This is a genomic window from Mycobacterium sp. ACS4054 (assembly GCF_001667275.1).
Lineage (GTDB): Bacteria > Actinomycetota > Actinomycetes > Mycobacteriales > Mycobacteriaceae > Mycobacterium.
The window spans coordinates 139693-164939 of the sequence record NZ_LZHV01000050.1 but is presented as its reverse complement, the minus strand read 5'-3'; the positions used below and the strand labels follow the sequence as shown (position 1 = coordinate 164939).

Here is a 25247-nt window from a genome sequence, read left to right as displayed (position 1 = left end):
TGCGGGGGCGCCTACCGCACCGAGTGCGGGTGTTTTCATTCCGCAGAGCACCCCGGCTGACGCGCCGCCGCCGGCGGCTCCGGCGCCTTCGACGACAGGAACCGCTCCGGTCGCGCCAGTAATGACGGGTGGCTCGTGGTCGGGAACGCCGGCGTCCGTATCCGGAGGCCCAAGTGTCCCCGCCGGCCCATTACCCGCGTACGGCTCCGATTTGCGCCCGACGATCGCAGCGCCGCCTTCCGCACCAGCAGCCCCGGCCGGACCGGTTTCGGGAGCGCCGGTCGCGCCGTCGCCGGGTTCGTCCCCGTCGGCCGGCGGGCCGATGGTGTCCCCCGTCGAGCGCGCGGCGCAGAACGCCGCCGGTGGGCAGGCGGGAGCGAGTTCGTCGAGCATGGTCGGCGCTTCAGCGATGTCGGCGGCGACCCGCGCGACCGCCGGCGCCGTATCGAGCAGGGCGGCGGAGCAGCAGCGCCTGCAGCGGCTCGTGGATGCGGTGGCCCGCCAGGAGCCGCGACTTTCGTGGGCGGCCGGTCTGCGTGACGACGGCACCACCACCCTGCTGGTCACCGACATTGCCGGCGGATGGATTCCGCCGCACGTCCGATTGCCCGCACACGTAACCCTGCTCGAACCGGCTGCACGCCGACCAGACGCAAACGTGGTCGACCTGTTGGGGGCCGTCGTGGTCGCCGCGGCTCACGAGCACAACACCTATGTGGCCGAATCGGACCCGGAAGCACCCACGCTGAGCGGCGACCGGCCCGCCCGCTCGGCCGCACCGCAAGTGGACGAACTAGGGCCTGCGCTCGTGGAGGCCGTGCGCCGCCGCGATGGTTTGCCGCGAATTGCGCAGGCGATCGCGACGCCGGCGGTGCGGAAGACCGGGGTGCTTGAAAACGAAACTGGTCTCCTGCGCAGTTGCATCACCGACATCCAAAATTCGGTGATGACGGCATACCCCGACCACGACCCTGGAGCTGTCGGGGATTGGATGCTGCTGTCGGCGATCGAAGCCCTAATCGATGGGCACGAGTACCTCGCGAATTACCACATGGCCTGGTTCGACGTAATCAGCCATCACGGCGCCGCCTAGAGCGCCTTGAAAGTCGAGGTGAATACCCATACCGGCGCGCTATGCCAAAATGGTGCATAACGAATCGCGTGGTGCGTGAGTGCACAGAAGCGATCAGAGGCTTCGTAGCGGGGTGGAGGTGAGGCTATGACCGGCGGCGGCACCATCAAGAACACGCCGGCCGTATTGGGGGGGCTGGCTGGCGCGCCCGAGGCGCCGGCGCCGATGCCGTTCCCGGTGTCTGCTGGCGGCACGAGCCCCACCGACATACTCCGGGGAGCGCTTGGAACCGCGGGCAATGGAGGCGTCCCAAAAGACGCCGCCGACGCCGCAGCGGCCGACGCCGACCGTCGCGCGCACGCCGCTGACGCGGCCGCGAAATTCCCCGCCAACGAAGCGGATTCGCAGCAGCAGATGCAGAACGTCGGCCAGCAAGCCCCGCAAATGATGCAGCAGATGCTGCAAAGCATCACCGGCGCGCTGGGCGGCGCGGTCGGCGGCATCATGGGCCCGCTGACGCAGCTGCCCCAACAGGCGATGCAGGCCGGCCAGAGCGCCATCCAACCGCTGATGAGCGCCGTGCAGGGCGCCCACGGGGCCGGTCTCGCCAACGACGCGCATCTGGTCGACAGCGTCAAACCGGAAACGGGACTGGGCGGCGGCGCGGGCTCCGGTGGCGGCGGCGCCGGCCTTGGAGGCGGTGGCGGCGGCACAACCCCGGCCAGCTCGCTTGGGCCGCCACCCGTGCCCGGCTCGTCCCCGCCGACGACCCCGGCCGGCGCCTCAAAGGCGGCCATGATGCCGCCGGTCAGCGGCGCGCCGACCACCTCCGGCCAGGCTGGTATGGGCGGGATGGGAATGATGCCTCCCGGCGCGATGGGCGGTCACGGCGAAGGCGGCAACAAAGAGAAGCCACCGGAGAAGCGGATCTCCGCCCCGGGCGTGCCCAACGGCCAGCCCGTCAAGGGCCGGCTGACGATGCCGCCGGCCGCCCCGGGCCCCAAGCCCGGCGAGGACAAGCCGACTGTCGTCACCAACCGGCCGAACCGCCGGATCGTGATCATGCCAAGCGAGGAAGAGCCCAAGGAATAGCCACTCCCACTTCCTCAGACAGGTGAGTGGTCGGGTCAATCACCCGGCAGTAGGGTCGCTACGTGATCGCTCGTTATTGACAGCGGAACTGCCTATTCGTGCATGCTATTGAGTACGGATTTTCGCGACCAAGGGGTGTGGGAGCAGCTCGAGTGTCCAGGACGGATGGACGCAAAGGGGACAAGCGTTGACTGATCCGCTGATGATGCGGGCGGTCGCGGCGCTGTCCCGCGGCCACGGATTGTTTGCGGGTGAGACCATCGCGGCTCCGGTCGACAGCGTGCACGAACCCCGCGAGTTCAAAACCAACGGCCTTCCCCCCAACGCAGTGCAACGGTCGACGAGCTCGCTGAACGACCTGCGCCCCATAGCAGACGCCGACCGACAACTCGCACTAGTCATGCGAGAGGCCCGCGCCGACCATGCGCAAGCACGGGCGGCCACCCGGGCGGTCCTGAACGACGCAATGGCCGACACGAAAGCGGCCGACAGCCCGATCGCCCATCGCGAGGCAATGGCCCGGATGGCGGCGAGGCTGCGCGCCCAGCACCGCCACATCCTGAACTCCCGGCGCCGGGCGCGCCTGCACGCGCTGCGGCTGGGGCGCCTGCGCTACCGACGAAGGCGAGAACACATGCAGGGCACCGGCCGGCCGGCCGTCCTAGCGGCGATCCGCAAAGCCTTGGATATCAAGGGCATTCACGATCCGGCGGCGCGTGCCCGTTGGGAGCGCGGCATGGATCTGGTGGCCCGCCGCGAGTCCAACTACAACGCCAACGCGGTCAACGACTGGGATTCGAATGCGGCACGGGGCACGCCGAGCAAGGGCGCCTGGCAGTTCATCGGCCCAACGTTCGCGGCATATCACCAGCCGGGAACGTCTCGCGACATCCACGACCTTCTGGCCCAGGCGTGCGCGTTCATCAACTACGCGATGGGCCGCTACGGCGTTGCCGCCGACGCGTCGAATTTGGCCGATCGGATTCAGCAGGCCGATCCTCGCCGATCACCTAAGGGGTATTGAGCATGCCGCTGAGCTTGTCGAACCGCGACCAGAATTCCGGTCACCTGTTCTACAACCGACGGTTGCGCGCGGCGACCACCCGGTTCTCGGTGCGCATGAAGCACGACGACCGCAAGCAGACCGCCGCGTTGGTGTTGTCGATCTTGTTGGTGGCCATCGGCGCCGGATGGATGTTGCTGCTGAACATTCTGAAACCGACTGGCGCCGTTGGTGAATCATCGATCATCGGCGACCGCGATTCCGGCGCGATCTACGCGCGCATCGACGGCCGGCTCTATCCGGCCCTGAACCTGACGTCCGCCCGGTTGGCCACCGGGACGGCGAACCAGCCGACGTGGGTGAAGCGCAGCGAGATCGCCAAGTATCCGACCGGGCCGCTGATCGGTATACCGGGTGCGCCCGCGGCGATGCCAGTGAACCGGGGCGGGATTTCAGCGTGGGCGGTCTGCGATACCGCCGGCCGCCCGCGCAGTGGCGAGAAACCGGTCGTCACCTCAATTGCGGGCACACTCAACGGCGGCGGACGCGCCGAACCGCTGGTCGAGGACGCCGGCCTGCTCGTGACGTTTGAGGGCAACACCTACGTGATCTGGGGCGGCAAACGCTCGCAGGTCGATCCGGCCAGCAGGGCGATCACCCTGAGCCTGGGGCTCGACCCGGGAGTGACGTCGCCGGTGGAGATTTCGCGCGCGCTGTACGACGGCCTGCCCGCTACCGAGCCGTTGCGCGTCCCCGACGTTCCCCAGGCGGGCGCGCCGTCGACCTGGGTCTCGGGTTCACAGGTGGGTGCGGTGCTGCAGGCGCAAACCGCCGGTGGCGGCAAGCAGTTCTATGTGCTCCTGCCCGACGGCGTGCAAAAGATCACCAGCTTCGTCGCGGATCTGCTCCGCAGCGCCAATTCGTACGGGTCGACGGCACCCCGGGTGGTGGCGCCCGACGTGTTGGTGAACATCCCCCAGGTCAACTCGCTCGCTGTCGACTACTACCCGACGAAGCGCCTGAATTTCATTGATACGGCGGCGAATCCGACCACCTGTGTCAGCTGGGAAAAGGGCTCGACGGATCCGCAGGCCCGCGTCGTCATCTATAACGGCCGCGGGCTGCCGGTGTATTCGTACCTCGACGACCGGATCGTGCACCTGGTCCGCGACGACCGCGACCCCGGGTCGGTGGTGGCCAACCAGGTGCTGGTGCTGCCCGGGGCGGCCAACTTCGTCACCTCGACGAGCGGGGTGATCACGTCCGACTCCCGCGAATCGTTGTTCTGGGTGTCCGACAACGGCGTTCGGTTCGGCATCGCCGCGAACGATGACACGATGCGCGCGCTGGGGCTGGATCCGACCTCGGCGGTGCAGGCGCCGTGGCCGTTGTTGCGGACCTTCGCTGCCGGCCCGGCCTTGTCGCGGGAGGCAGCACTCGTGGCTCGTGACACCGTGCCGGCGCTCGGCAAGGCGGCTGTGGTGACGACATCGGCGAAGGCGGGAGGCTAGGGATGTCCAAGAAAGCGTTCCCCATCAATCGGGTCAAGATCGAACCGCCGAAACCCGTTCGGGTAGCACCGAATGCGCCGATCGCCCTGCCGGAGCGCGAGCCGCGCAACATCTGGGTGATGATCGGGGTGCCGGCGCTGATCGTCGCGCTCATCGGCACCATCGTCATGCTCTACGTGTCCGGGGTGCGCAGCCTGTCCACCGGGTTCTTCCCGCTGATGGGCATCGGCGCGTTCAGCATGCTGGCGTTCTCCGGGCGCTTCGGGCGGGCGCGCAAGATCACTTGGGGCGAAATGGAGAAGGGCCGCCGGCGCTACCTCCGCGACCTCGACTCGAACCGCGACGAAATCCAGTCCGCGGTATGCGCGCAGCGCGAATGGCAGAACGCGGTGCACTCGGACCCGCGCGGGCTGGGGGCGATCATCGGCGGCCCGCGGATGTGGGAACGCGGCCGCGGCGACGTGGACTTCCTGGAGGTGCGGCTGGGCACCGGCGTGCAACACGCGCCCGACTCCGTGTTGTCGGTGACCTGGCCCGACATCGCCTCCGACGAGGAGCTCGAACCCGTCACCGGCCAGGCCCTGCGCGATTTCATCTTGGAACAGCGCAAAATTCGCGACATCGCGAAGGTGGTCAACCTGCGGTCGGCGCCGGGGTTCAGCTTCGTCGGGGAGGACCTGGACCGGCTACGCTCGCTGATGCGCTCGGTGTTGTCGTCCCTGGCGGTGTTCCATAACCCGCGCGACCTGAAATTGATGGTGGTCACCCGCAATCCCGAGGTGTGGTCGTGGATGGTGTGGCTGCCACACAACCTGCACGACGACCTGTTTGATGCGTGCGGCTTTCGGCGCCTGGTATTCGCGACGCCGGAGGAGCTGGAGGAGACCCTGGGCGCAGAGCTGCACATGAAGGGAAAGCGCGGCGCCTGGACGCCGCTGGCGGCGGCCAGCCCGACCGCGATGGGATCGGCGCTCGAGACCGGAACCGACGCCGTGGACCTGGGACCGCACCTGGTGATCGTCGACGACAACACCGGCAGCCCCGACGCCTGGGAGAGCGTCGTGGGACAGGTCGGCAAGGCGGGAATCACGTTGCTGCGCATCGCATCGCGCGTCGGAACTGGAGTGGGCTTCGCGCAGGACCAGGTCTTCGAGATGGGGGAGCGGCACCCCGCGGCGGGCAACGGCGAAGTCCGATTCGGCCGCAACGGCTTCGACGCCGACGGCGAAGACGGGCGCCCGGCCCCGCTGCTGCGGGTGCGCGGCAAGTTCTTCGCCCACGCCGACCAGCTGTCGATCCACCGCGCCTACCGGTACGCGCGGGCCATGGCGCGGTGGTCACCCACCAGCCGCAGCGAAATCGCCGATTCGACCGGCGGCGCCGCCGAGTTGCTGCGCGCGCTGGGCATCATCGATCCGCGCGAATTGGACGTCGACCGGCTATGGGCCGAGCGGCGCGGCCGCGGCGACGAACGCTGGTGCGAGATCCCGGTCGGCGCGAAACCGACCGGGGAGCTGCAGAACATCATCATCCGCGCAAAGGACTTCGGCGGCTTCGGGTTTCACTCCGTGGTGATCGGCACCAGCGGTTCGGGCAAGTCGGAGTTCTTCCTGTCCTTGGTCTACGGCATCGCGCTGACGCATTCACCGGAGACGTTCAACGTCATCTTCGTCGACATGAAATTCGAGTCGGCGGCCCAGGACATCCTGGGCATCCCGCACGTCGTGGCCGCCCTGTCGAACCTGGGCAAGGACGAGCGGCACCTGGCCGAGCGCATGCGCCGCGTGATCGACGGCGAGATCAAGCAACGCTATGAGCTGTTCACGTCGGTCGGTGCCCGCGACGCCAACGACTACGAAGAGATCCGGCTCGCCGGCCGCGACCTGCCGCCGGTGCCGGTGCTGCTCGTGATCGTCGACGAGTACCTGGAACTCTTTGCCAACCACGAGAAGTGGATCAATCTGATCATCCACATCGGTCAGGAGGGCCGCGGCGCCAACGTGTTCTTCATGCTGGGCGGCCAGCGGCTGGACCTGTCGTCACTGCAGAAGGTCAAGTCCAACATCGCGTTCCGGATCGCGCTGCGGGCGGAATCCGGCGACGACAGCCGCGAGGTGATCGGCTCGGACGCGGCCTACCACCTGCCGTCGAAGGAGAACGGTTTCGCGCTGCTGAAGGTCGGGCCGCGCGACCTGGAGCCGTTCCGCTGCTTCTACCTCTCGGCCCCGTTCGTCGTGCCGAAGGCCAAGGAGGTGGCGACCACCGTCGACATGACCTTGACCAAGCCGCGGCTGTACAACTGGCAGTTCCAGCCGCTCGACGCATCGGACGCGGCGGCGCTGGAAGCGGCCGCCGCGGTGGACTCCGAGCCCGACGAATTCCTCTACCACGACGACGGTTTCAAGCGAAAGAAGATCGTCGACGTGCTGCGGGAATCGCTGCATGACGTTCCGCACCGGTCGCCGCGCCGCCCCTGGCTGGAGCCGCTGGAGGACCCCGAGCCCGTCGACACCCTGGTGGCGGCCTACCGGGGCAAGCCGTGGCATCTCGACTACGGCCAGAACCCGGGCCTGATGTTCCCGGTGGGCGTGATGGACATCCCCGAAGAGTCCAAACAGATCGTGCACGCGGTCGACGCGCTGCGCAGCAACGTCATCGTGGTGGGGGCCAAGCAGCGCGGCAAGACCACCACCCTGATGACGCTGATGTGTTCGGCGGCAACGATGTACACCCCGTCGCGCGTCACGTTCTTCTGCATCGGCGGCGCGACGCTCGCCCAGGTGGCGTCCCTGCCACACGTCACCGACATCGTGTCGCCCAAGGACGCCGAGGGCATCGAGCGGATCCTGAGCAGCATGGACGCGCTGATCGACGCGCGTGAGGACTCGTTCCGCCGGCTCAAGATCGACCTCGACGGCTTCCGCGAGCGCCGGTTCGCGCCGGGCAGCGACGGGCTGGGCGGCACCGACCCCAACGACCCCTTCGGCGACGTGTTCGTGGTGGTCGACGACTACGACGACGTCTATTCGAAAGACACCGTCCTGGGCGATCGGATCATCTCGCTGAGCAGCCGCGGCCCCGAGTACGGCGTCCACGTGATGTGCAGCGCCGGCGGCTGGATTCACGGGCAGCGGCAGAGCCTGCTGCAAAACGCCACGGCCCGAATCCAATTGCGGCTGGCGGACCCGAGCGAAAGCCAGATGGGACACTCGTCGCTCGAGTCGCGGGACGCCGCGCGGCGGACCCTGAACCGCCCGGGGTTCGGCCTGACGGACAGCCTGCACGAGCTGCGCGTCGGCGTCCCGGCGCTGTCCGACCCCGCCACCGGCGCGCTGGTGAGCATCGTCGACGTCGGCGCGCAAATCGCCGACGTGGCGGGCGTGACGAAACACGCCACACTGCAACGGCTTCCGCGACGCGTGGAGCTGCGCGCGATCCTCGACTACGAGGCCGCGCATCCGCGCGGAGACGACCTGTCGATCGCCTTCGCCATCGGCGAGCGACACGAACTGGGGCCCGTTCCGCTCCGGCTTCAGGGAAGCCCGGGCTTGATGATCCTGGGGCGGCAGGGGTGCGGCAAGACGATGTCGCTGGTGTCCATCGGTGAGGCGATCATGAACCGGTTCGGCCCGGAGGAAGCGCAGCTGACCCTGATCGACCCGAAGACGGCCCCGCACGGCCTGCGGGACCTGAGCGGACCGGGCTACGTGCGCGCCTACGCCTACGACCAGGACGAGATCGACGAGGTGATAACCGCACTCGCGCAACAGGTCCTGCTGCCCCGGCTGCCTCCCAAGGGGTTGAGCCAGGAGGAGCTCCGCGCGCTCAAGCCGTGGGAAGGCGCCCGGCACTTCGTGCTGATCGACGATGTCCAAGACCTGCGCCCGGACCAAAGCTACCCGCCCAAACCCCCGGTGGGCGCGGCGTTGTGGAAGCTGATGGAACGGGCCCGGCAGATCGGGCTGCACGTGTTCACCACCCGCAACAGCGCGAACTGGGCGACGCTGCAGATGGATCCGTGGATGCGGTTCCAGAACTCGGCGAAGGTGGCGCAGCTTTACATGGACAACGACCCGCAGAACCGGATCAACCGCGTGGTCCGCGCCCAGGCGTTGCCGCCGGGACGAGGCCTGCTGGTGAGCGTCGACGGTGACGTCGAGGGCGTGCTCGTCGGCATGCCGTCTACCGCCCCGCTCCCACAGCAGTAGCGCAGATCTACAGCGGAGCGGCCTGCTCCGCCAGGTTGAGCATGACGTAGGCCATGCACATGAGGAAGTTCAACACCACCAGGACCAGCCCGGCGAACAGCATCGAGCGGGCGCCCTGTCGCTTCAGCCGCTTGTATCGGGCGGCGCGCGTTTCGCGGTCGAACTGCAGTGCGATCAGCGCGAAATGGACGTCCACCACTTCATGAGCGGCCAGCGGCGCCCCCGCCAGCATCTCTCGCACGCGCTCGGGTGCGGTGCGCACGCCGACGCGCGCGAAGTTGTGGCACATTCGGCGCGCGCGTCTTCGCGCGAGTGGTTGATATCGCATCTGTAGCTGATGCGCGAGTTGCCCTCGGTCGTCCCCCCACGGGTTTGACGGGGTCATCACGAAAGGGATTCTAAATCGCATCGGACCGATTACGGCGTGTCTACACGAATCATGCGGGGTCGGACTGCTTCGCCGCGCCGCCGGTCATCCGCTCGGACTGGGGTAGGTCCAGATAACGCTCCAAGTTGCGGTGGGTGTTGATCACGCGCCGTTCCTCGTTGGACAGCACCAAGTGGGTGAAACCCGGTTGATGCATGCCGCGCTGCAGACCCGCGAGCACCCGGATGTCCTGGGTGAGCACCACGCCGGGCTCGGCCTCACCGGCGGTCACCCGGACATCGGTCGGCTTGGCGCGCGCCGCGCCCGGCGGCATCCGCGTCATCAGGAACATCACCAGCTCGCCATGGTCGGGATCGGGGCCGGGCTGCGAGCACATGATCGTGAGGTGGTCGGCGTTGGTCAGCAGCGTCATGTTGGGGAAGACGTTGTACTGGTGCAGCCGGGTGATGCGGTCGGTGTCCGCCCAGTCGAGGTCCACCCCGCGACTGGCGGCGAACGCGCGGGTGTGTCCGGCGATCAGGTCTTGGACGCTCTGGCCGGGCTTCGGCTTGGGCATCGGCGTCCCTTCGGCGGCGCCCATCAGCGCGCCCTGCGTGTAAACGTAAGCGTCCCAAACCTCTTCGTCGCTCAGCGCGCCCTCGAATCGAGGGCTCGGCACGCCGTATAGTTGGTCCGATTTGCCGGTGTGGCCCCAGATCCGTTGCGGCGCATGGATGTCGTCGACGCAGCGCAGCAACTCCGGGTGCAGCGTCTGGATGTGGTAGGTCTCGCTGTAGCCGTCGGCGATCGTCTTCCAGTTGGCCTCGACCTCGACGGTCAGCGTGGCGTAGCAGCGGAAGTCGCCGAGCCGGCACCAGGCGATGTCGTCGGGCACCGCCTCCAGGTAGTCGAGCAGCGGCATCGCGTCGAGGTCGAGATTGACGAAGACGAGGCCCTCCCAGGTGTCCACCTGGACCGGCACCAGCGGGAAGTCGGACATCTTGAGCGAGCCGAAGCCCTTGCGGTTGGGCACCCGCTTGAGCGTTCCGGCCAGGTCCCAGGTCCACCCGTGATAGCCGCACTTGAGCTCGCGCAGTCCCGAGCCCGAGCCCACGCACACCGAGTTGCCCCGGTGCCGGCAGGCGTTCTGGAAGGCGCGCAGCACCCCGTCGTCGCCGCGAACGATCAGCACCCCGTACGGTCCGCACCGGTACTCGAAGTAGTCGCCCGGCTCGGCGACATGGTCGACCATGCAGGCGAGTTGCCAGACCTTCGGCCACATTCGTTCGACCTCGAGCGCGGCGAAGGCGGGCGAGTAGTACCGCTGCGCCGGCACCAGCGTCGGGCTTTCCGGCGGAGTGCCGATCGCGTCCTCTGGGACGTTGGAGCGGGTGCGGGCCGGGTTGCCGGGTGGCGCGGTCATGCGCGGAGGCTTAGCGCGCCCCGCGCACCAACCGGCCGGGGCGGGCCCCGGTGTCGACGTCGTCGCGCCGGGTCACGGTTCCGCTGACGATGGTGGCCGCATAACCGCTGGCGCCCTGCAGGATTCGGTTGCCGCCGGCGGGCAGGTCGAAGGCCATCGCCGCGGGATGCAGCGTCAGGGCGTCCATGTCGATCACATTGATGTCGGCCTTCTTGCCCGGCTCGATGGTGCCGCGGTCGGTGAGGCCGAACAGGTGCGCGGTGTCGCGGGACTGCTTGCGGATCACGTACTCCAGCGACAGCTTGTCGCCCCGGCGCCGGTCCCGCGCCCAGTGCGTCAGCAGGAACGTGGGATACGAAGCGTCGCAGATCATTCCGCAGTGGGCGCCGCCGTCGGACAGCCCGAGCACGCCGGCGGGGTGCAGCAGCATCTCCCGGATCGCGTCGCAGTTGCCGTCGGCATAGTTGAACAGCGGCAGCATCAGCATCGCCGTCGCGTCCCGTTCGAGCATCAGGTCGTACAGCGTCGACAGCGGGTCCTCGCCGCGCGCCTTGGCGATAGCCGCGACGGTGCGGTCGGGGGTGGGCTCGTAGTCGGGCGGGTCGCCCAGCGCGTAGAGCCGCCCGAGCGAGTGCTGCACCAGGGCGAACATGCCGTCGAACAACAGCGTCGGGTCGGCGGGCAGGTCCTCGTCGGCCAGGATGGCGGCCTTCACCGCGGGATCGGCCAGCCGCTGCGCGAGTTCCTCCCGGCTGCACTCCGCCGCCAGCCGGCGGTAGGTGGGGCGATGGCTGAAGCCGTGGTGGCCCTGGAATCCGATCATCATGCCGAACGGGCGCGCCGCGACCTGTGGGTACAACCGGGCGCCCTCAGCGTGCGCGTCGGCCGAGAGGTCCAGCATCTCGCGCCACAGCTTCGGGTCGGCGTCCACCTGAATGAGCGCGAACGACACCGGCCGGTCGATCTCGGCGCTCAACCGCCGCATCCAGTCCAGCTCCTTCTTGGGCGCGACGATGTCTTCGCCCGCGGATCCCTGCGGGGCCAGCTCGAACACCGCCTGGCCGCCCGCGGCCATGGCTCGTCCCAGGCCGAACAGCTCGTCCTCGGCCGCGTAGGTTCCCGGCACCGGTTCGCCGTCCATCGCACGGTGCCCCATCGTGCGCGACGTCGAGAACCCGAGCGCGCCGGCTTCGATCGCCTCCCGGACCAGCCGGCCCATCGCCTCGATGTCCGCGGGCGTGGCCGGCTCGTTGCGGGCGCCGCGCTCGCCCATCGCGTAGGCGCGGATGGCGCCGTGGGCGACCTGGCTGCCCACGTCGATCGCGAACTTGTGCTTGCCGATCGCATCGAGGTACTCGGGGTAGGTCTCCCAGCCCCAGGTGATGCCCTCGGTGAGCGCGGTGCCGGGGATGTCCTCGACGCCCTCCATCAACTCGATCAGCCATTGCTCGGTGCCGGGGCGTACCGGGGCGAAGCCCACGCCGCAGTTGCCGGTCACGATCGTGGTGACGCCATGGCCGCTCGACGGTTCGAGCAGGCTGTCCCAGCTGACCTGGCCGTCGTAATGGGTGTGGATGTCGACGAAGCCGGGCGCGACCACCCGCCCTGTCGCATCGATGGTTTCGGCCGCCTCGCCCGGCATCGCGGGGTCGCCGGGGCCCCGCCGGACGACGTCGACGATCTTGCCGTCCTTGATGCCGACGTCGGCGCGATAGCGCTCCGCGCCGGTGCCGTCGACGACGGTGCCGCCAGTGATCTTCAGATCGAACATCAGACTCTCCTTGCCGCGATGGGCGGAAGACGCACAAGACCCGCAGCATTACGCTACGGGAAGTAGCGTAACTCGTGCGGGCGGCATAGCAACAGGTTCGGCCCAAACTCGTTTTGTCAGAGGGAGCTCTTCAGCGTCGCGACCGTTTCCAGATCGTCGAGCGCCGCGACGCCGCGCCGCAGCCCCTCCATCGCGATGCCCTCGAGCTGCATGCCGCCCATCCCGGCGGTGATCAGGGCCGCCACGTAGGCGTACAGCGCGCCCTGCCGAAACCGCTGCCACAAATCGTCGCGGTCCAGTTCGGGTCCGCCCGCCGCCGCGAGCCCGCGGCGGTAGTCGTCGAGCAGTTCGCGCTGGGTCGTTCGGCGATCTTCGGGGGTGAGGCTGGTGATCAGTGTGTAGGCCAGCTCCCGTGACGGGTGCCCGCGCCGCACGGCCTGCCAATCCAGCAGTCCGGCCTTGCCCCCGTGGAAGAACATGTTCCCGGGGTGGGCGTCGCCGTGCATGACGGTGTGCGGGGGAGAGTCGATGAGCGCCGCGACGGCGCGGTAGTTGTCGGCGATGAAACGGCCATTGTCCACGGGGATGTCGGTGCGCCCGGCGAGGCGCTTGATCGAGGCGTGCATCAGCGAACCGGTCAGCAACGAGGTGACGTCACCGGAGGGCGTGTACAGCCAGCCCAGCGGGCCGCGGCCGTCCCGGGGGAGTCGATTCCAAAATGTCGCGTGCAAGTCGGCCAGCAACTCCACGATCAAGCTGGCCTGGTCGGGCGACAGCGGGTGCAGGGTGTCCGGGAATTCGCACGACTCGACCGGCAAGTCTTCCAGCACCACCAGGTAGCGGCCGGTCCAGGGATCGAACGCCGCGCCATAGGCATGCGGCGCGCCGACCACCTGGGGCGCGAGCTGGTTGTAGAACCGCACTTCCGTCTGGCCGAGCCGGCCGAGCTCGCCCATCAGCCGGGTGGCCGCGGTCGTGGCCGCGAGCTTGATGAACACCGAGTCGGGGACGTTCTTCCCGGTCAGCACCAGCCGCGCCCGCGACGATGTCCCGGCGCCGCTGCCCAGCACCCGGACGGATTTGACGGTGGTGCGCATGACCCTGCTGAGCACCGCGGCGTCGACATCCTGCACCCGGCGCGGCAACCCGACGCGGCCGCCGACCGCCGCGTCGGTGGCCAGCCGACCCACCCCGCGGCCCAGGTGCGCGGCCAGTCCGACGGCCGAAAGGGCTTGGGACACCGGGTTGTTCATGCCGTTCGTTTCTCGGTGGGGGACATGGCACCCGCACCGCGAGCCGGAGGACGTCGCGGCACGGGGTCAGGCAAAAATACCTGAACGTCCGGAGATCAGACAATCCGACGTTATTGTCTGACTTCCGGTACCAGGGCCCGCACCACGAACTGCTCGACGAACGCGCGTTTGTCGGCGGCGGGGCGGAACCGCCACGATGGCGCCAGCAGAAACAGCGTGGTGGCGTGCAGCCACTGCACCACCGACCGCGGATCGAGGTCGGCGTGCAGACGACCCGCCGACTGCCACCGCTGCAGCAACGGCTGGTAGTGCCGCAACAGCGTCTCCACGATGGGCTCGGAACCCTTCTCCAGGGCCGACGCCACGGCGGTGCTCTCGGCGGCGAACAGCGCCTCGTTCAATGGGTCGCCGTTCACCGACTCGACGCGGGCCAGCACCATCTCGGGAACCGCGCGCACCGGATCGTCCGGAGCGGCCAGCGAGCGCACCAGCTCGCCGAGCGCGTGGTCGACCCGCGCCAGGATCAGCCCCAGCAGGACGTCGTCGCGGCCCGGGAAGTATCGGTACACCGTGGACCGGGACACGCCCGCCGCGTCGGCCACCTCGCCCATCCGGAACTGCGTGTTGCCGCGATGCACGATGCACCGGCCCGCCGCGTCCAGGATGCGCCGGCGGGCCTCGTCGTCATCGAGGATCGCGCGGTCGTCGCCCCACCAGCGGCTCGGCTGCATGGCGCAGATGTTACGGGACCCGTTGTGGAAAACCACGAATTGCATTGCGAATCAAGCGGATCCCCAAAGCGGATCAGCCGGGCTTACGCGCCGGGCCGCCGGGTGAGATCGGTCCACGTCAACGCGACGCGGGTCCCGCGCGGCGTGCGGTCGATGGTCACATCGTCGGCGAGCGCCTCCATCAGCGGGATGCCGCGTCCGCGGAGTTGCTGCCGGTAGTGCGGCGGGAGCTGCCGGCGCCAACGGCCGCGGTCATCGACCGTGACGGCCAGGGTGTCGGACCGGCGGTCGTAGGCCGCTGCGACGTCCAGGGTTCCCGGCTGGGACGCGTCGCAGTAGGCGAACTCCGCGGCGTTGGCGATGGCTTCGTTTACCGCCAGCAGAACGTCGCTGAAGCGGTCGGTATCGAGGGTGAAGTGCGTTTCGAGCCAGACGCCGAACTCGGCTCGAGCGCGAGCGGCGCTGCGGGGGTCGGCGGCGACCCTGCTCCGTACGAAACGGGATCGGTCGTCGCTGATTGACACATTGTGTGGCTGGTGCTCAGAGCGCCCCATCGTCCCCAGCTGTGCCCCCATCTCGAGGTTCACCCACCAGCAATGCCGCTCAGCGCGTCGTCGAGCGAGCTGTAGAGCGCAAGCACGCTGTCGATTCCCATCAATTTGATCGGCCTGCTCGTCGCCGAGCCGTTGGCGACGACCGCGAACTGGGTCGGCGGCTCGGTCTCGGCCTGCGCCGTGACCAGGACCGTCATCCCGGCCGACGCCAAGAAGTCCACTTTGGTGAGGTCAACGATGAGCGCGGCGGGCTTGGCCCCTAACGCGGTCTGGATCGCTTCGGCCAGGTGCGGGGAGCTGAGCATGTCCACCTCACCCGAGACGGTGAGCACGACCGCCTGATCTACCTGTTGTTTTCCCACCGAGAAAGCGGTCGGATCTATCGGATCGCCAGTTAGTTCGCCCATGGTCTATCACTCACAATCGGTCTCCCGTTGGGAGACTGCTAGCTCTCAAAACAGCCGCTGCCAAGCCGGGGGCTGCTTGTTCAACCCCGCGGAAATCGCTTGCCCGTCGGAGGAGACACACCCCGACGATCTGCGTGCCAGCTACAGATGCAGCCGCAAGTTGTTTATTCGATGGTATGACACCCGGGGAACCACACCCAAAACGAGTGAACGAATCGGCGCGCGGCGACGTCCTGTGATTGTGTGCGACCCTCACCGCAGAAGTTGCGCCGGGCGTCGGCCCGTGCGTGAATTACCTCCACCGGATTCCGGTCCAGCCCAGGCCCCCTGGCCTGCAGAAACGCCGAAGGGTGGTGCTCGTGGAGCCCGGTGACGGCGGTGGCGAACAGGGCGATCAGCCCGGCGACCTCGAGCCCACGCGGCCCCTCGCCGACGCGCTGACGCGGCGGCGCGCATTGCTGGGCATGGGAGCCGTGGCAGGCATAGCCGCGGTGGACGTGGGCGGGTTCGCCTACGCCGGTGGCTGGCTGCGGCCGGGCGCGTTGACGCCACCCCGGTTCGCCGACCGCTTCGAACACGTCTACGGACGTCACGACGGTTTTCGCCGGAATCACGCGAAGGGGCTCAGCGCGGTCGGGACGTTCGCCAGCAGCGGGGCGGGGGCGGCGGTCTGCCGGGCGGCGGTCTTCGGAGCGGGAACCGTGCCGGTGATCGGCCGGTTCTCCCTGTCGGGCGGTCTACCGGATCAGGCGGACGCGGCCGCCACGGTGCGGGGCCTCGGCCTGCTCTTCCAGGGCCCCGACGGCCAGCAATGGCGCACGGCGATGATCAACATCCCCGTCTTCCCCGACAGCACGCCCCAGGGGTTCTACGACCGGCTGCTCGCGTCCCGGCCCGTGCCCGAGACAGGCAAGCCCGACCCGGAGAAGATGGCCGCATTCCTCGACCGCCATCCCGAGACCGTCGCGGCCATGAAGCTCATCAAGCAGGCCCCGCCCACCGCGGGGTTCGCCGACAGCGCCTTTTACGGGCTGAACGCCTTCCGATTCACCAACGGCGCCGGAGCGACCGTCCCGGTGCGCTGGGCGGCCGTCCCGCAGCAAGCGCCAGGGGTGCCGGCGCCGTCCCCGGGCAAGGACTACCTGTTCGACGACCTCATCCGCGCGCTCGCGCTGCGACCGCTGAGCTGGCGGCTGCTGCTCACCATCGGCGAGCCGGGCGATCCGACCCACGACGCCACGAAACCCTGGCCGGCGGCGCGGCGCACCGTCGACGCCGGCACCATCACCATCACGGCCGTGCAGACCGAGGCGCCCGGCAACGCCCGCGATATCAACTTCGACCCGCTGGTCCTGCCCGACGGCATCGCCGCCTCCGACGACCCGTTGCTCGCCGCGAGGTCGGCGGTCTACGCCCGTTCGTTCACCCGCCGCGCCGAGGAGCCGAAAACGCCCAGCGAAGTCGACGTCTCACGGGTGCTGCGGTGAAGGAAAGGCCCGCCGCGGCCCGGTTCGCGCTGCCGTCCCGGCTGCTGCACTGGCTGATGGCGCCGATGGTGATCGCGCAACTGCTCATCGGCGCCACCATGGTCGCGGCGCTCAGCTACTACCCGCTGCTGCTGGCCGTTCACCGGCCGCTCGGCGTGCTGATCCTGGTATTCGCCGTGGTGCGGCTGGCGAACCGGCTCACCCACCGGCCGCCGCCGTTTCTCGCCACGATGGGCCGCGCCGAACGCCGCGTCGCGACGTGGTCCGAATACCTGCTCTACGCCCTGCTGCTGGTGCAACCCCTCACCGGCTGGGCCATGCTGTCGGCCGCGCGGTTCCCGGTCACGCTGATCGGTCCGCTGCGGCTGCCCGGCATCGCCCCGCACCGCATAGACGTCTTCGCGGTGCTGCGCGAGTGCCACGGCGCCTTCGCCTTCCTGCTGTTCCTGACGTTCACCGCGCACATGTGCGCCGTGCTCTTTCACACGCTGGTTCTGCGCGACGGGCTCCTTGACCGCATGGCGCTGTGGCGCGCCAGGCCCGCCTCCCCGCGGTCGGACCAAGCCGAGGTGTGACGACCGGCCTCCCCGGGGCTCTGACCGGCCGAATATGATCGGCACGATCGTTTCAGGGGTGCGCAGCACCGTAGGCGCCGTGACCGCACGGGACCACGAGGGAGTGGAGGACGTCCATGCCGAACGAGAAGCAGGCGGACCGGATGACGTCGGGGAAGGGATTCATCGCGGCACTCGACCAAAGCGGCGGCTCGACGCCGAAGGCGTTGCGCCTCTACGGCATCGAGGACGACGCGTACTCCTCCGAAGAGGAGATGTTCGACCTCATTCACCAGATGCGATCGAGGATCATCACGTCGCCGGCGTTCACCGGGGACCGGGTGCTGGCCGCCATCCTCTTCGAGCAGACCATGGACCGCGAGATCGAGGGCAAGCCGTCGACCACCTACCTGTGGGAGACCAAGGGCGTGGTGCCCATTCTCAAGATCGACAAGGGCCTGGCCGAGGCGTCCGACGACGTGCAACTGATGAAGCCGATCCCGGGACTGGACGAGTTGCTGGAGCGCGCCGTGAGCAAGGGCGTCTTCGGCACCAAGGAACGGTCGGTGATCGGCGGCGCGAACGCCGAGGGCATCGCCGCCGTGGTCGCCCAGCAATTCGAGCTGGCCCACCAGGTGCTCTCGCACGGCCTGGTGCCCATCATCGAGCCCGAGGTCACCATCTCGATCTCGGACAAGGCCGAGGCCGAGGCCATCCTGCGCGACGAGATCACCAAGCAGCTCGAGAACGTGCCCGAGGGTCAGCGCGTGATGCTCAAGCTGAGCCTGCCCAGTGAGGTCAACTTCTACCGCCCGCTGATCGAGCACCCGAAGGTGATGCGCGTGGTGGCCCTGTCCGGCGGCTACTCCCGCGAGGAAGCCAACGAGCTGCTGGCGAAGAACACGAGCCTGATCGCCAGCTTCAGCCGCGCGCTCACCGAGGGGCTCACGGTCGACCAGTCCGACGAGCAGTTCAACGCCACGCTGGACAAGGCGATCCAGTCGATCTACGACGCGTCGGTCGCCGGCTAGTAGCGGTGGTCGGCCATCCGCGGCGGCCCGTCGCCGGCGTCGTGGTCGTCCGACACCACCGCCGGCACCATCTCGCTGGTCACCAGCCCGTCGTCGCGGGTCAATTCGTCTATCACGGCGAAGGATTCGGCGACGTTGGACGGGGTGTCGACGACGATCGTGACCACGGGGACGCGGCGGCGTAGCGAGAACCACTTGTCACCGTGCGGTTGATGGTCCCCGTGGTAACCCCAGATACCCCGCACCACCGTCGCCCCGTCGGGCGCGTCGCGCTGACGGAGCCGCCGCACGATCGCGCGGTGAATCGGCACCCCGCCGTGCAGCGCCGACTCCGACGTGTAGACGGTCAACTTCTGAAACAGCGGCAAACCGCGTTCGTCGACCCCGGGCAGGGCGTGCGGCCGTTCCAGGAGTTCGCCGTCGCGTTTGCACACGCGCACCCGCTCGAGCGTGAACATGGGGCGCCGGAGCAGCCCCGCCAGTTCCGGCAGCACGCCGCCGATGCGCTCGCCCGAGCCGACGGCGACGATCATCATCGGCACGTTGGCGTTGCGGCCGAAGAAGCGGGCGCGGTGCCGCCGCCCGTCCGTGACGCCGTCCACCGCCAGCAGGACCGACGCACCGGCTATCCGGCGGCGATGCAACAGGTCGCAGACGGCGACATACGCGGGGGCGCCGTTGACCCGTTCCTTGCGGCCGACGTAGACGGTCAACTTGACGGATTCGCGCAATTCGTCGGGGAGCTCCGGCGGCCCCGGGACGGCCCCGTCCCCGCGGAATAGCCGGGCCCGCTCCAACGTGACCAGGCCGCGCTGCTTGATGGCGAGCACCGGGTCCAGCAAGGCCTCGATCTTCGCCCGGGTGTCGACGGCCACGATCGCGACGGGTGGATCCTCTGACAAGGTCAGTGATTCGTCGGTTCGCAGGTGCCGCCCGGAGCCGAAGCCGCCGATGCCGCGCAGCACCACGCCGCAGGCGATGCGGTGCCGCGCGTAGAGGTCGAGCAGCACGTCGGAGACGAAGCCGTCGTCGGTTCGACGCCGCTCGGCCAGATAGGTGGTGAGCTTCAGGCAGTCTTCGTCCATGGCCGCTCCTGTCGCGTTGAGGCGATCCTACTCGGTCGCAGACCCCAAGCGCCGCAACGATGTTCGACGGCGCCGCGGTCAGCGCAGCGTCTCGGTGGGGACCGCGTAGCGGTCCTGGTAGGCGCGCACCCGCTCCCGCACCTCGCCCTCCCGCAGCCGGGTGTCGGACCAGGTGTAGCGGCCGCGGCCGCCGTCACCGGGATGGGCCGCGAGGAACGCGCGCATCTTCTGCTCGGCATCGGGGCGCAGGTCGCGGTCCAGCCGTTGGTAGATGTCCTTGATCGTGGTCCACGGATCGTTGATGAAGTCGCTGTATTGCACGTCGATCACGCGGTCCGCCGGCACCGCCCCGCTCTCGCGCAGGGCCATCTCGCGCTCCAGGCCGACGACGATCTCCTCGTAGGACTGGGCCGCGCACTCGGCGATGCTGGACTCGTCGCTGCACATCTGGCGCAGGTGGTGGGTCAGGGCGGCGATCGACGAGATGACGTTGAGCGGGTCGCGGTGGGTCTGCACGATCAACGCGTCCGGGTACTCGGCCAGCAGCGTGTCGAGCTGCCACAGGTGCGCCGGAGATTTCAGCAGCCACTGGCCCGGCACGCCGGATTGCAAGTGCTGCAGGAAGATTCGATGGTAACGGTAGGCGCCCGCGTGGTCCGCCTCGTAGAGCAGCCAGCGGTAGTAGCTGGGCAGGCGGTACTGCACGGTGAAGATCATGCTGACGAACTCGCCGGCGGTGATGCGGACGCACTCCTGGCCGACGAGGGCGCCCATCGGATGAAATGCGAGGAACCCCGGCATGATCTGTTCGGACAGGTCGATGCTGGCCTGGGCCTGCGCGATGCGCGGGTCGTCGTGGTAAGTCTCCGGCTGCGGCACCGGGCACGGCTCGTCGACCTCCCACGTGAGCGGGGCGCGCAGCTCTGGGTCCTGGGCGAGCAGGTCATAGAGGATGGTGGTCCCGGTGCGCGGCTGGCCGACGATGAATATCGGCGCCGCAATCGGTTTGGTGGCGATTTCGGGATGTTGCTTGCGCCAGGCGATCACGCCCAAACGATTCTTCAGCGCGCGCATGATGTCGAGGTGGGCGACCTCCACGCCGATGTCCGACAGCCGCGCGTCGTTGATCAGCCCGTCGGTGAGGCGGTGCAGTCCCGGCCGCCAGCCCTCGGCGCCGAAGTCGTCGCTGCCCACCTCCTCGCAGGCGGCGGCGACCAGCCGTTCGGGGGCGAATCGGTCCTGCAGCGTCATGCCGGCTCCTCACATCGGCGCACCGAAACCGCCACGTCTGGCGGGCTGGGGTTGTCGAGCCAGCGCAGGGTGACGAAGCCGCGGTGGCGTCCGCCGGTGTCCAGCCAGTGGCCGACGCCGAAATCCTTGGCGGAGATCGCGATTCGAACGCGGCCGTCGGCATCGGGGGTCACGCCGCGGTTGGTCACCGAGCTGTGCCGGGCGCGGGGTTCCAGGCATTCGTGCCAGATGTTCTCCAGCGTGACGTTCCAGTAGCGGGTGTCGGGGGGCGCGATGTCGAGCAGCAGGGCCTCGTCGGCTTCGAGCCGGTAGGTCCCGATCATGTACAGGTTGTCGGGGGTGGTGTCGGCGGCGCCGAGGTTGGCGGCCTCCGCCGTGAGCAGTGTGTTCGGCGTATCGAGCAGTTCGGGCTTGATGGTGCGGTGCAGCGTGGCCAGCTTCATCAGGGACCAGGCCATCGCGGTGAACTGGTCGGCCAGCTCGCCGTCGGTCAGCGGCGTCAGCGGGCCGGCGTCGAGCGCCTCGATGCACAGCGTGGCGAGCTGTTCGCGCGCGCGATCACCGATGTACTCGCGGACCACCACCGACGAGGCGTCGTCGGGAATCTTCACCCATTGCGCGCCGGCGAGGTCGGCGGGTTCGTCGGCCGATAGCACGAGCGCGAATTCGCCTGCGCGCAGGGGCAAATCGACGTCGCTGACGTAGCCCGCCATGCGGCGCGGCGTGAGTCCGGTTCCGGCCAGGATCTGCAGCCCGAGGTAGGCGCTGCTGCCCCGCGAGCCGGTGATCCGGTAGCCGCGGTCGCCCCGGATCATCGCCAGGTAGTAGTTGCCGTCCGGATTCGGACCGCCGATCATGCGGTTCTCCGAACACATATCGAAGAAGGAGGGCCGCTCGGGGTCGGCCTCCACCGACATCTGCGCGCAGAGGGAGGAGACGCGCGCGATCAGGCGCAGCCCCTCGAGCAGTTCCCGCTCGGACTCGGCGTCCTCGGCCACGATCTTGGTGACGTCCGCGACCATCTGCTGGAAGAACTGCCACGCGGCCCGCGCGTTGGGGGCCACCTGAGTGGACGAACCGGGGTCTTGAGACATCGTCTCATGCTAAGACTATGTCTTACGCTTTAGGGGTCGATTCGTGGAAAAGGGTGGGGAATGGCTGTTACGACGTCGTTGGCCGAGCGGAAGCGCACGGCGATGCGCCAGCGCATCGCCGCCGCCGCCGCTCAGCTGGTCGGCGAGCGCGGGCTGGCCGGCACGACGGTGGACCGTATCGCCGACGCGGCTGACATCGGGCGGGCCACCTTCTTCCGCTATTTCAATTCCAAGGAAGACGCCGTCGCCGAGGGCATGACCGTCCACTGGCTCAACCGCATCACCGCCGCCCTGGCGGCCCAGCCCAAAGACCTGAGCGCCACCGATGCGGTCGTCGGCGCATTCGGGGACCTGGCCGGCGGGTTCGCCGACATCGAGGACCAGGTTCGCGAATTGGCCACCCTGACAAGGTCTTCCGAGACATTGGACGCGTGGACGCTGCACATCTATGTGCGCTACGAGCTGGCGATCGCCGAGCTCATCGCGCCGCGGTTGCCGCGACTGGCGCCCCAGGACCCCAGGCCGCGCCTGATCGGTGCGCTGGCCATGGCGACCGTGCGCATCGCCCTCGACGATTGGCTCAGCCACGGGGGATCCCTGCCGGAGCGCGTGAGCGAGGGCCTGGCCGCGGTGACGATCGGACAGCCGCGGCGGTAGCCGTATTGGGGACCAATGTCCCTGTCGTGATGCCCGTCGCGCCGGTAACTTCCTGTGTGCCTTGGTGATTCGCGTTACGCCGACGTTAACACTGTGTGGCCGTGAGGCCACAGAATGGGGAGCTTCCGTGTCTGGTCAGCGTGCGGTCGGCCAATCGATCCCCGGCAGCCGGGAATCCGCCGACGCTGATGTCAAGCGGCGGCTGGCGGGGTTGCTCGAGCAGATCGACGGTCTGCTGACCAGCCTGCGGGACGCGGAGCGGTCCTGGGCGGCGTGGCTTCCGGCCATTGCACCGGAACACCGGGCGAGCGCACGAAACCTCGTGCATTACTGGGCGATTCGCCAGTTCGACCTACGCGAATTGCAGGCGAGCCTGGCGGATTTCGGCCTGTCGTCGTTGGGTCGCAGCGAAGCACATGTCCAGGCCACGCTCGCCGCGGTCCGTGCGGCCGTCGCCGCCATCGCGGACGGGAACTGGCAGCCGCCGCCACCGTCGGCGGTGCCGATCGAGCAGGGGCAAACGATGTTGCGGCAACGCACGGTGGAGTTGCTTGGGCCGCGGCCGGCGCATCGCATGACGCGCATCATGGTCACGCTGCCATCGCAGGCCGCGACCGACGCGGAGCTGGTGCGCGAGTTGGTGCGGCGGGGGATGAACATCGCGCGCATCAACTGCGCCCACGACGACGTGCGGGCCTGGCGGGCCATGGCCCGCCATGTCCGGGACGCTGCCTCCAGCGCCGGCACGACCTGCTTGGTGGCGATGGATTTGGCGGGGCCCAAGCTGCGGACCGGGCCACTGGAGCCGGGTCCCCGCGTGCTGAAGCTGCGTCCGCGCCGAGATGATCTCGGCCGGGTCGTCGCACCGGCACGGGGATGGCTGACGTCGACCGAGGAGCCGGCGCACCCACCCGAACCCGGGATGGCGGTGGTTACGGTGCCGGCGCCGTGGCTGGCCAACCGCGGGGCGGGCGACGTGCTGGTGCTGCGGGACGCCCGTGGATCCCGGCGGCGACTCGTCCTGGAGGCCGCCCCGGGCGGATTCGTGGTCGCCACCAAGCGGACGACCTACCTGGTGAGCGGGACGGTGCTGCGCGCCGAAAACACCGACGACGCAACGGAAGTGGGCCCGCTTCCGGAGAAGGAGCGCAGCCTGTCGGTGCGCGCCGGAGACCTGCTGGAATTGACCCGCGACTGTTCACCGGCGCCGACCGGTGGCCAACCCCGGATCGGATGCACGCTGGCGGAGGCGTTCGTCCATGCCCGCCCGGGTGACGCCGTCCACTTCGACGACGGCAAGATCGGCGGCCGGGTGGTGTCGGTCGCCCGCGAGGCGCTCACCGTTCGCATCGACCGTCCCGAGCAGGGGGAGGCCCGCCTGAAGGCGGGGAAGGGCATCAACATGCCCGACACCGACCTGCCGATATCGGCGCTCACGGACCGCGATGTCGCCGACCTCGCCGCCGTGGTGGAACTGGCGGATCTGGTGGACATGTCGTTCGTTCGCAATCCGGCCGATGTCGAGCGATTGCTCGACGAACTCGATCGGCTCGACGGGCACCGGTTGGGCGTCGTGCTCAAGATCGAAACCCGGCGCGCATTCGAAGACCTGCCGCAGCTGTTGCTCACCGCGATGCGCCGGCCCCGGGTTGGGGTGATGATCGCCCGGGGGGATCTGGCGGTCGAGTGCGGTTACGAGCGGATGGCCGAGTTGCAGGAGGAGATCCTGTGGCTGTGCGAGGCCGCACACCTGCCGGTGATCTGGGCGACGCAGGTTCTCGAACAACTTGCCAAGACCGGCCTTCCGTCGCGCGCCGAGATCAGCGACGCGGCGATGAGCGAACGGGCCGAGTGCGTGATGCTGAACAAGGGCCCCTTCCTCGACGATGCGGTCACCGTGCTGGACAACATCATGCGGCGCATGGCGGACCACTACTACAAGAAGAACGCGTTGCTGCGCCCGCTGCGGTCCTGGTCAGCCTCGGCGGGCCAGGGCGTCGACGATGAACCGGGTCGTGAGCTCGGCTCGGCGTCGTGAATACCCTTGCGGGTCAGACAGGATCGGATAGACGACACCCCCGACGATCGCGTCCGCGGCCGACTCGGCCGTGTTGCCGTCGATGCCGTCGGCGAGGATCCGGGCCCGGACGCTCTCGTACAGGGGCTCGCTGAACCCGGCGCGCAGCTTGACGGCGGTGTCCTCGTGTTCCATGCCCGCGACGGTCAGGATGCGCAGCATCGCCGCGCCGCGGGCCGTCGTCAGAGTTCTGGCGAGCTTTCGGACCCAGCCGACCAAGTCGGCGGCCAGGTCGTCGGTGTGATTGACCGACGCGAGCAGCCTGTCGGCATCCTCGAGCATCACGTCGGCCACCAGCGCCGGGCGGCTGGGCCACCAGCGGTAGATGGTCTGCTTGCCCACGCCGGCCCGGGCGGCGACGGCCTCGATGCTCAGGCCGTCGAAGCCCCGTTCGAGAAGGAGCTCGCGGGTGGCGGTGACGATCGCCGTGCGCGACTTCTCGCTGCGACGCCTCGGCGGGGTCGTCTGGGTGAGATCGCTTGGCATTGGGTGATCCTCGCTGCTGCGGTGGCCCGCTTTACATATCCTGACTGGCCCCGGTAGTCTGCCACAAGACGAGACGGTCCGTCTTGTAAGGGCATTCTAGCCGGAAGGGTAGCAGTCGGTGCGGCCAACTTCA

The 25247-nt window shown here is 68.8% G+C and carries 21 protein-coding genes; 10 read left to right on the top strand and 11 right to left on the bottom strand.

All coding sequences use genetic code 11. From position 1 onward, the window contains the following. Positions 1-409: 409 nt before the first annotated feature. The 5 genes from A5730_RS25430 to eccCa all read left to right on the top strand — a co-directional run bounded on the left by A5730_RS25430 (position 410) and on the right by eccCa (position 8886). Positions 410-1093: a DUF5631 domain-containing protein gene (locus A5730_RS25430; protein ID WP_369829877.1), complete on the top strand. Its 684-nt coding sequence runs from the start codon at positions 410-412 to the stop codon at positions 1091-1093. A gap of 126 nt (positions 1094-1219) precedes the next feature. Beyond that, entirely contained in the window at positions 1220-2164 is a 945-nt protein-coding gene (locus tag A5730_RS13605; protein ID WP_369829876.1) for a hypothetical protein, read from the top strand. 187 nt (positions 2165-2351) lie between these two features. After that, positions 2352-3188 carry a transglycosylase gene (locus A5730_RS13600; RefSeq protein ID WP_369829875.1) on the top strand — a complete coding sequence of 279 codons (837 nt, stop codon included), beginning with the start codon at positions 2352-2354 and terminating at the stop codon, positions 3186-3188. A 2-nt stretch (positions 3189-3190) separates the two neighbouring features. Further along, on the top strand, positions 3191-4678 hold the full coding sequence (gene eccB / locus A5730_RS13595) for a type VII secretion protein EccB (RefSeq protein WP_067900938.1): 1488 nt from the start codon (positions 3191-3193) through the stop codon (positions 4676-4678). 2 nt (positions 4679-4680) lie between these two features. Next, a complete protein-coding gene (eccCa, locus tag A5730_RS13590; protein ID WP_067900936.1) occupies positions 4681-8886 on the top strand; it encodes a type VII secretion protein EccCa in 4206 nt (1401 codons plus the stop codon). 7 nt (positions 8887-8893) lie between these two features. Here eccCa and A5730_RS13585 read toward each other — a convergent pair whose 3' ends face one another. The 7 genes from A5730_RS13585 to A5730_RS13555 all read right to left on the bottom strand — a co-directional run bounded on the left by A5730_RS13585 (position 8894) and on the right by A5730_RS13555 (position 15392). Beyond that, entirely contained in the window at positions 8894-9175 is a 282-nt protein-coding gene (locus A5730_RS13585; RefSeq protein ID WP_156745798.1) for a hypothetical protein, read from the bottom strand. 148 nt (positions 9176-9323) lie between these two features. Next, complete coding sequence (locus tag A5730_RS13580) at positions 9324-10676, bottom strand: SRPBCC family protein (protein ID WP_067900932.1); 1353 nt, start codon at positions 10674-10676, stop codon at positions 9324-9326. A 10-nt stretch (positions 10677-10686) separates the two neighbouring features. Continuing rightward, positions 10687-12447: an amidohydrolase family protein gene (locus A5730_RS13575; protein ID WP_067900930.1), complete on the bottom strand. Its 1761-nt coding sequence runs from the start codon at positions 12445-12447 to the stop codon at positions 10687-10689. A gap of 116 nt (positions 12448-12563) precedes the next feature. Next, positions 12564-13700, bottom strand: a complete 1137-nt coding sequence (locus A5730_RS13570; RefSeq protein ID WP_067900926.1) for a phosphotransferase — start codon at positions 13698-13700, stop codon at positions 12564-12566. A gap of 110 nt (positions 13701-13810) precedes the next feature. Then, positions 13811-14431 carry a TetR/AcrR family transcriptional regulator gene (locus A5730_RS13565; RefSeq protein WP_067901146.1) on the bottom strand — a complete coding sequence of 207 codons (621 nt, stop codon included), beginning with the start codon at positions 14429-14431 and terminating at the stop codon, positions 13811-13813. A gap of 83 nt (positions 14432-14514) precedes the next feature. After that, positions 14515-14955, bottom strand: a complete 441-nt coding sequence (locus A5730_RS13560) for an ATP-binding protein (protein WP_067901143.1) — start codon at positions 14953-14955, stop codon at positions 14515-14517. Positions 14956-15014: 59 nt separating this feature from the next. Further along, positions 15015-15392, bottom strand: a complete 378-nt coding sequence (locus tag A5730_RS13555) for an STAS domain-containing protein (RefSeq protein WP_055401458.1) — start codon at positions 15390-15392, stop codon at positions 15015-15017. 359 nt (positions 15393-15751) lie between these two features. Here A5730_RS13555 and A5730_RS13550 point away from each other — a divergent pair, with 359 nt between their 5' ends. From A5730_RS13550 to A5730_RS13540, 3 genes are all read left to right on the top strand, one after another. Beyond that, on the top strand, positions 15752-16879 hold the full coding sequence (locus tag A5730_RS13550; RefSeq protein ID WP_304442325.1) for a catalase family peroxidase: 1128 nt from the start codon (positions 15752-15754) through the stop codon (positions 16877-16879). Continuing rightward, positions 16876-17454, top strand: a complete 579-nt coding sequence (locus tag A5730_RS13545; protein WP_082946827.1) for a cytochrome b — start codon at positions 16876-16878, stop codon at positions 17452-17454. The genes A5730_RS13550 and A5730_RS13545 overlap by 4 nt, the downstream gene beginning before the upstream one ends. A 116-nt stretch (positions 17455-17570) precedes the next feature. Further along, positions 17571-18464: a fructose bisphosphate aldolase gene (locus A5730_RS13540; RefSeq protein ID WP_067900923.1), complete on the top strand. Its 894-nt coding sequence runs from the start codon at positions 17571-17573 to the stop codon at positions 18462-18464. On the opposite strand, the gene A5730_RS13535 is transcribed toward A5730_RS13540, so the two are convergent. The 3 genes from A5730_RS13535 to A5730_RS13525 all read right to left on the bottom strand — a co-directional run bounded on the left by A5730_RS13535 (position 18461) and on the right by A5730_RS13525 (position 21894). Continuing rightward, complete coding sequence (locus A5730_RS13535) at positions 18461-19549, bottom strand: DUF190 domain-containing protein (RefSeq protein WP_067900920.1); 1089 nt, start codon at positions 19547-19549, stop codon at positions 18461-18463. The genes A5730_RS13540 and A5730_RS13535 overlap by 4 nt on opposite strands. A 78-nt stretch (positions 19550-19627) precedes the next feature. Further along, a complete protein-coding gene (locus tag A5730_RS13530; protein ID WP_067900917.1) occupies positions 19628-20800 on the bottom strand; it encodes a sulfotransferase in 1173 nt (390 codons plus the stop codon). Then, entirely contained in the window at positions 20797-21894 is a 1098-nt protein-coding gene (locus tag A5730_RS13525; RefSeq protein WP_067900914.1) for a DUF1214 domain-containing protein, read from the bottom strand. Before A5730_RS13525 ends, A5730_RS13530 begins: the two co-directional genes overlap by 4 nt. 60 nt (positions 21895-21954) lie before the next feature. Here A5730_RS13525 and A5730_RS13520 point away from each other — a divergent pair, with 60 nt between their 5' ends. Both A5730_RS13520 and A5730_RS13515 read left to right on the top strand, forming a co-directional pair. Continuing rightward, a complete protein-coding gene (locus A5730_RS13520; protein WP_067900911.1) occupies positions 21955-22551 on the top strand; it encodes a TetR family transcriptional regulator in 597 nt (198 codons plus the stop codon). Between the two features lie 157 nt (positions 22552-22708). Further along, positions 22709-24589 carry a pyruvate kinase gene (locus tag A5730_RS13515; protein WP_197506253.1) on the top strand — a complete coding sequence of 627 codons (1881 nt, stop codon included), beginning with the start codon at positions 22709-22711 and terminating at the stop codon, positions 24587-24589. On the opposite strand, the gene A5730_RS13510 is transcribed toward A5730_RS13515, so the two are convergent. Continuing rightward, entirely contained in the window at positions 24527-25114 is a 588-nt protein-coding gene (locus tag A5730_RS13510; RefSeq protein WP_067900908.1) for a TetR/AcrR family transcriptional regulator, read from the bottom strand. The genes A5730_RS13515 and A5730_RS13510 overlap by 63 nt on opposite strands. Positions 25115-25247: the final 133 nt, after the last annotated feature.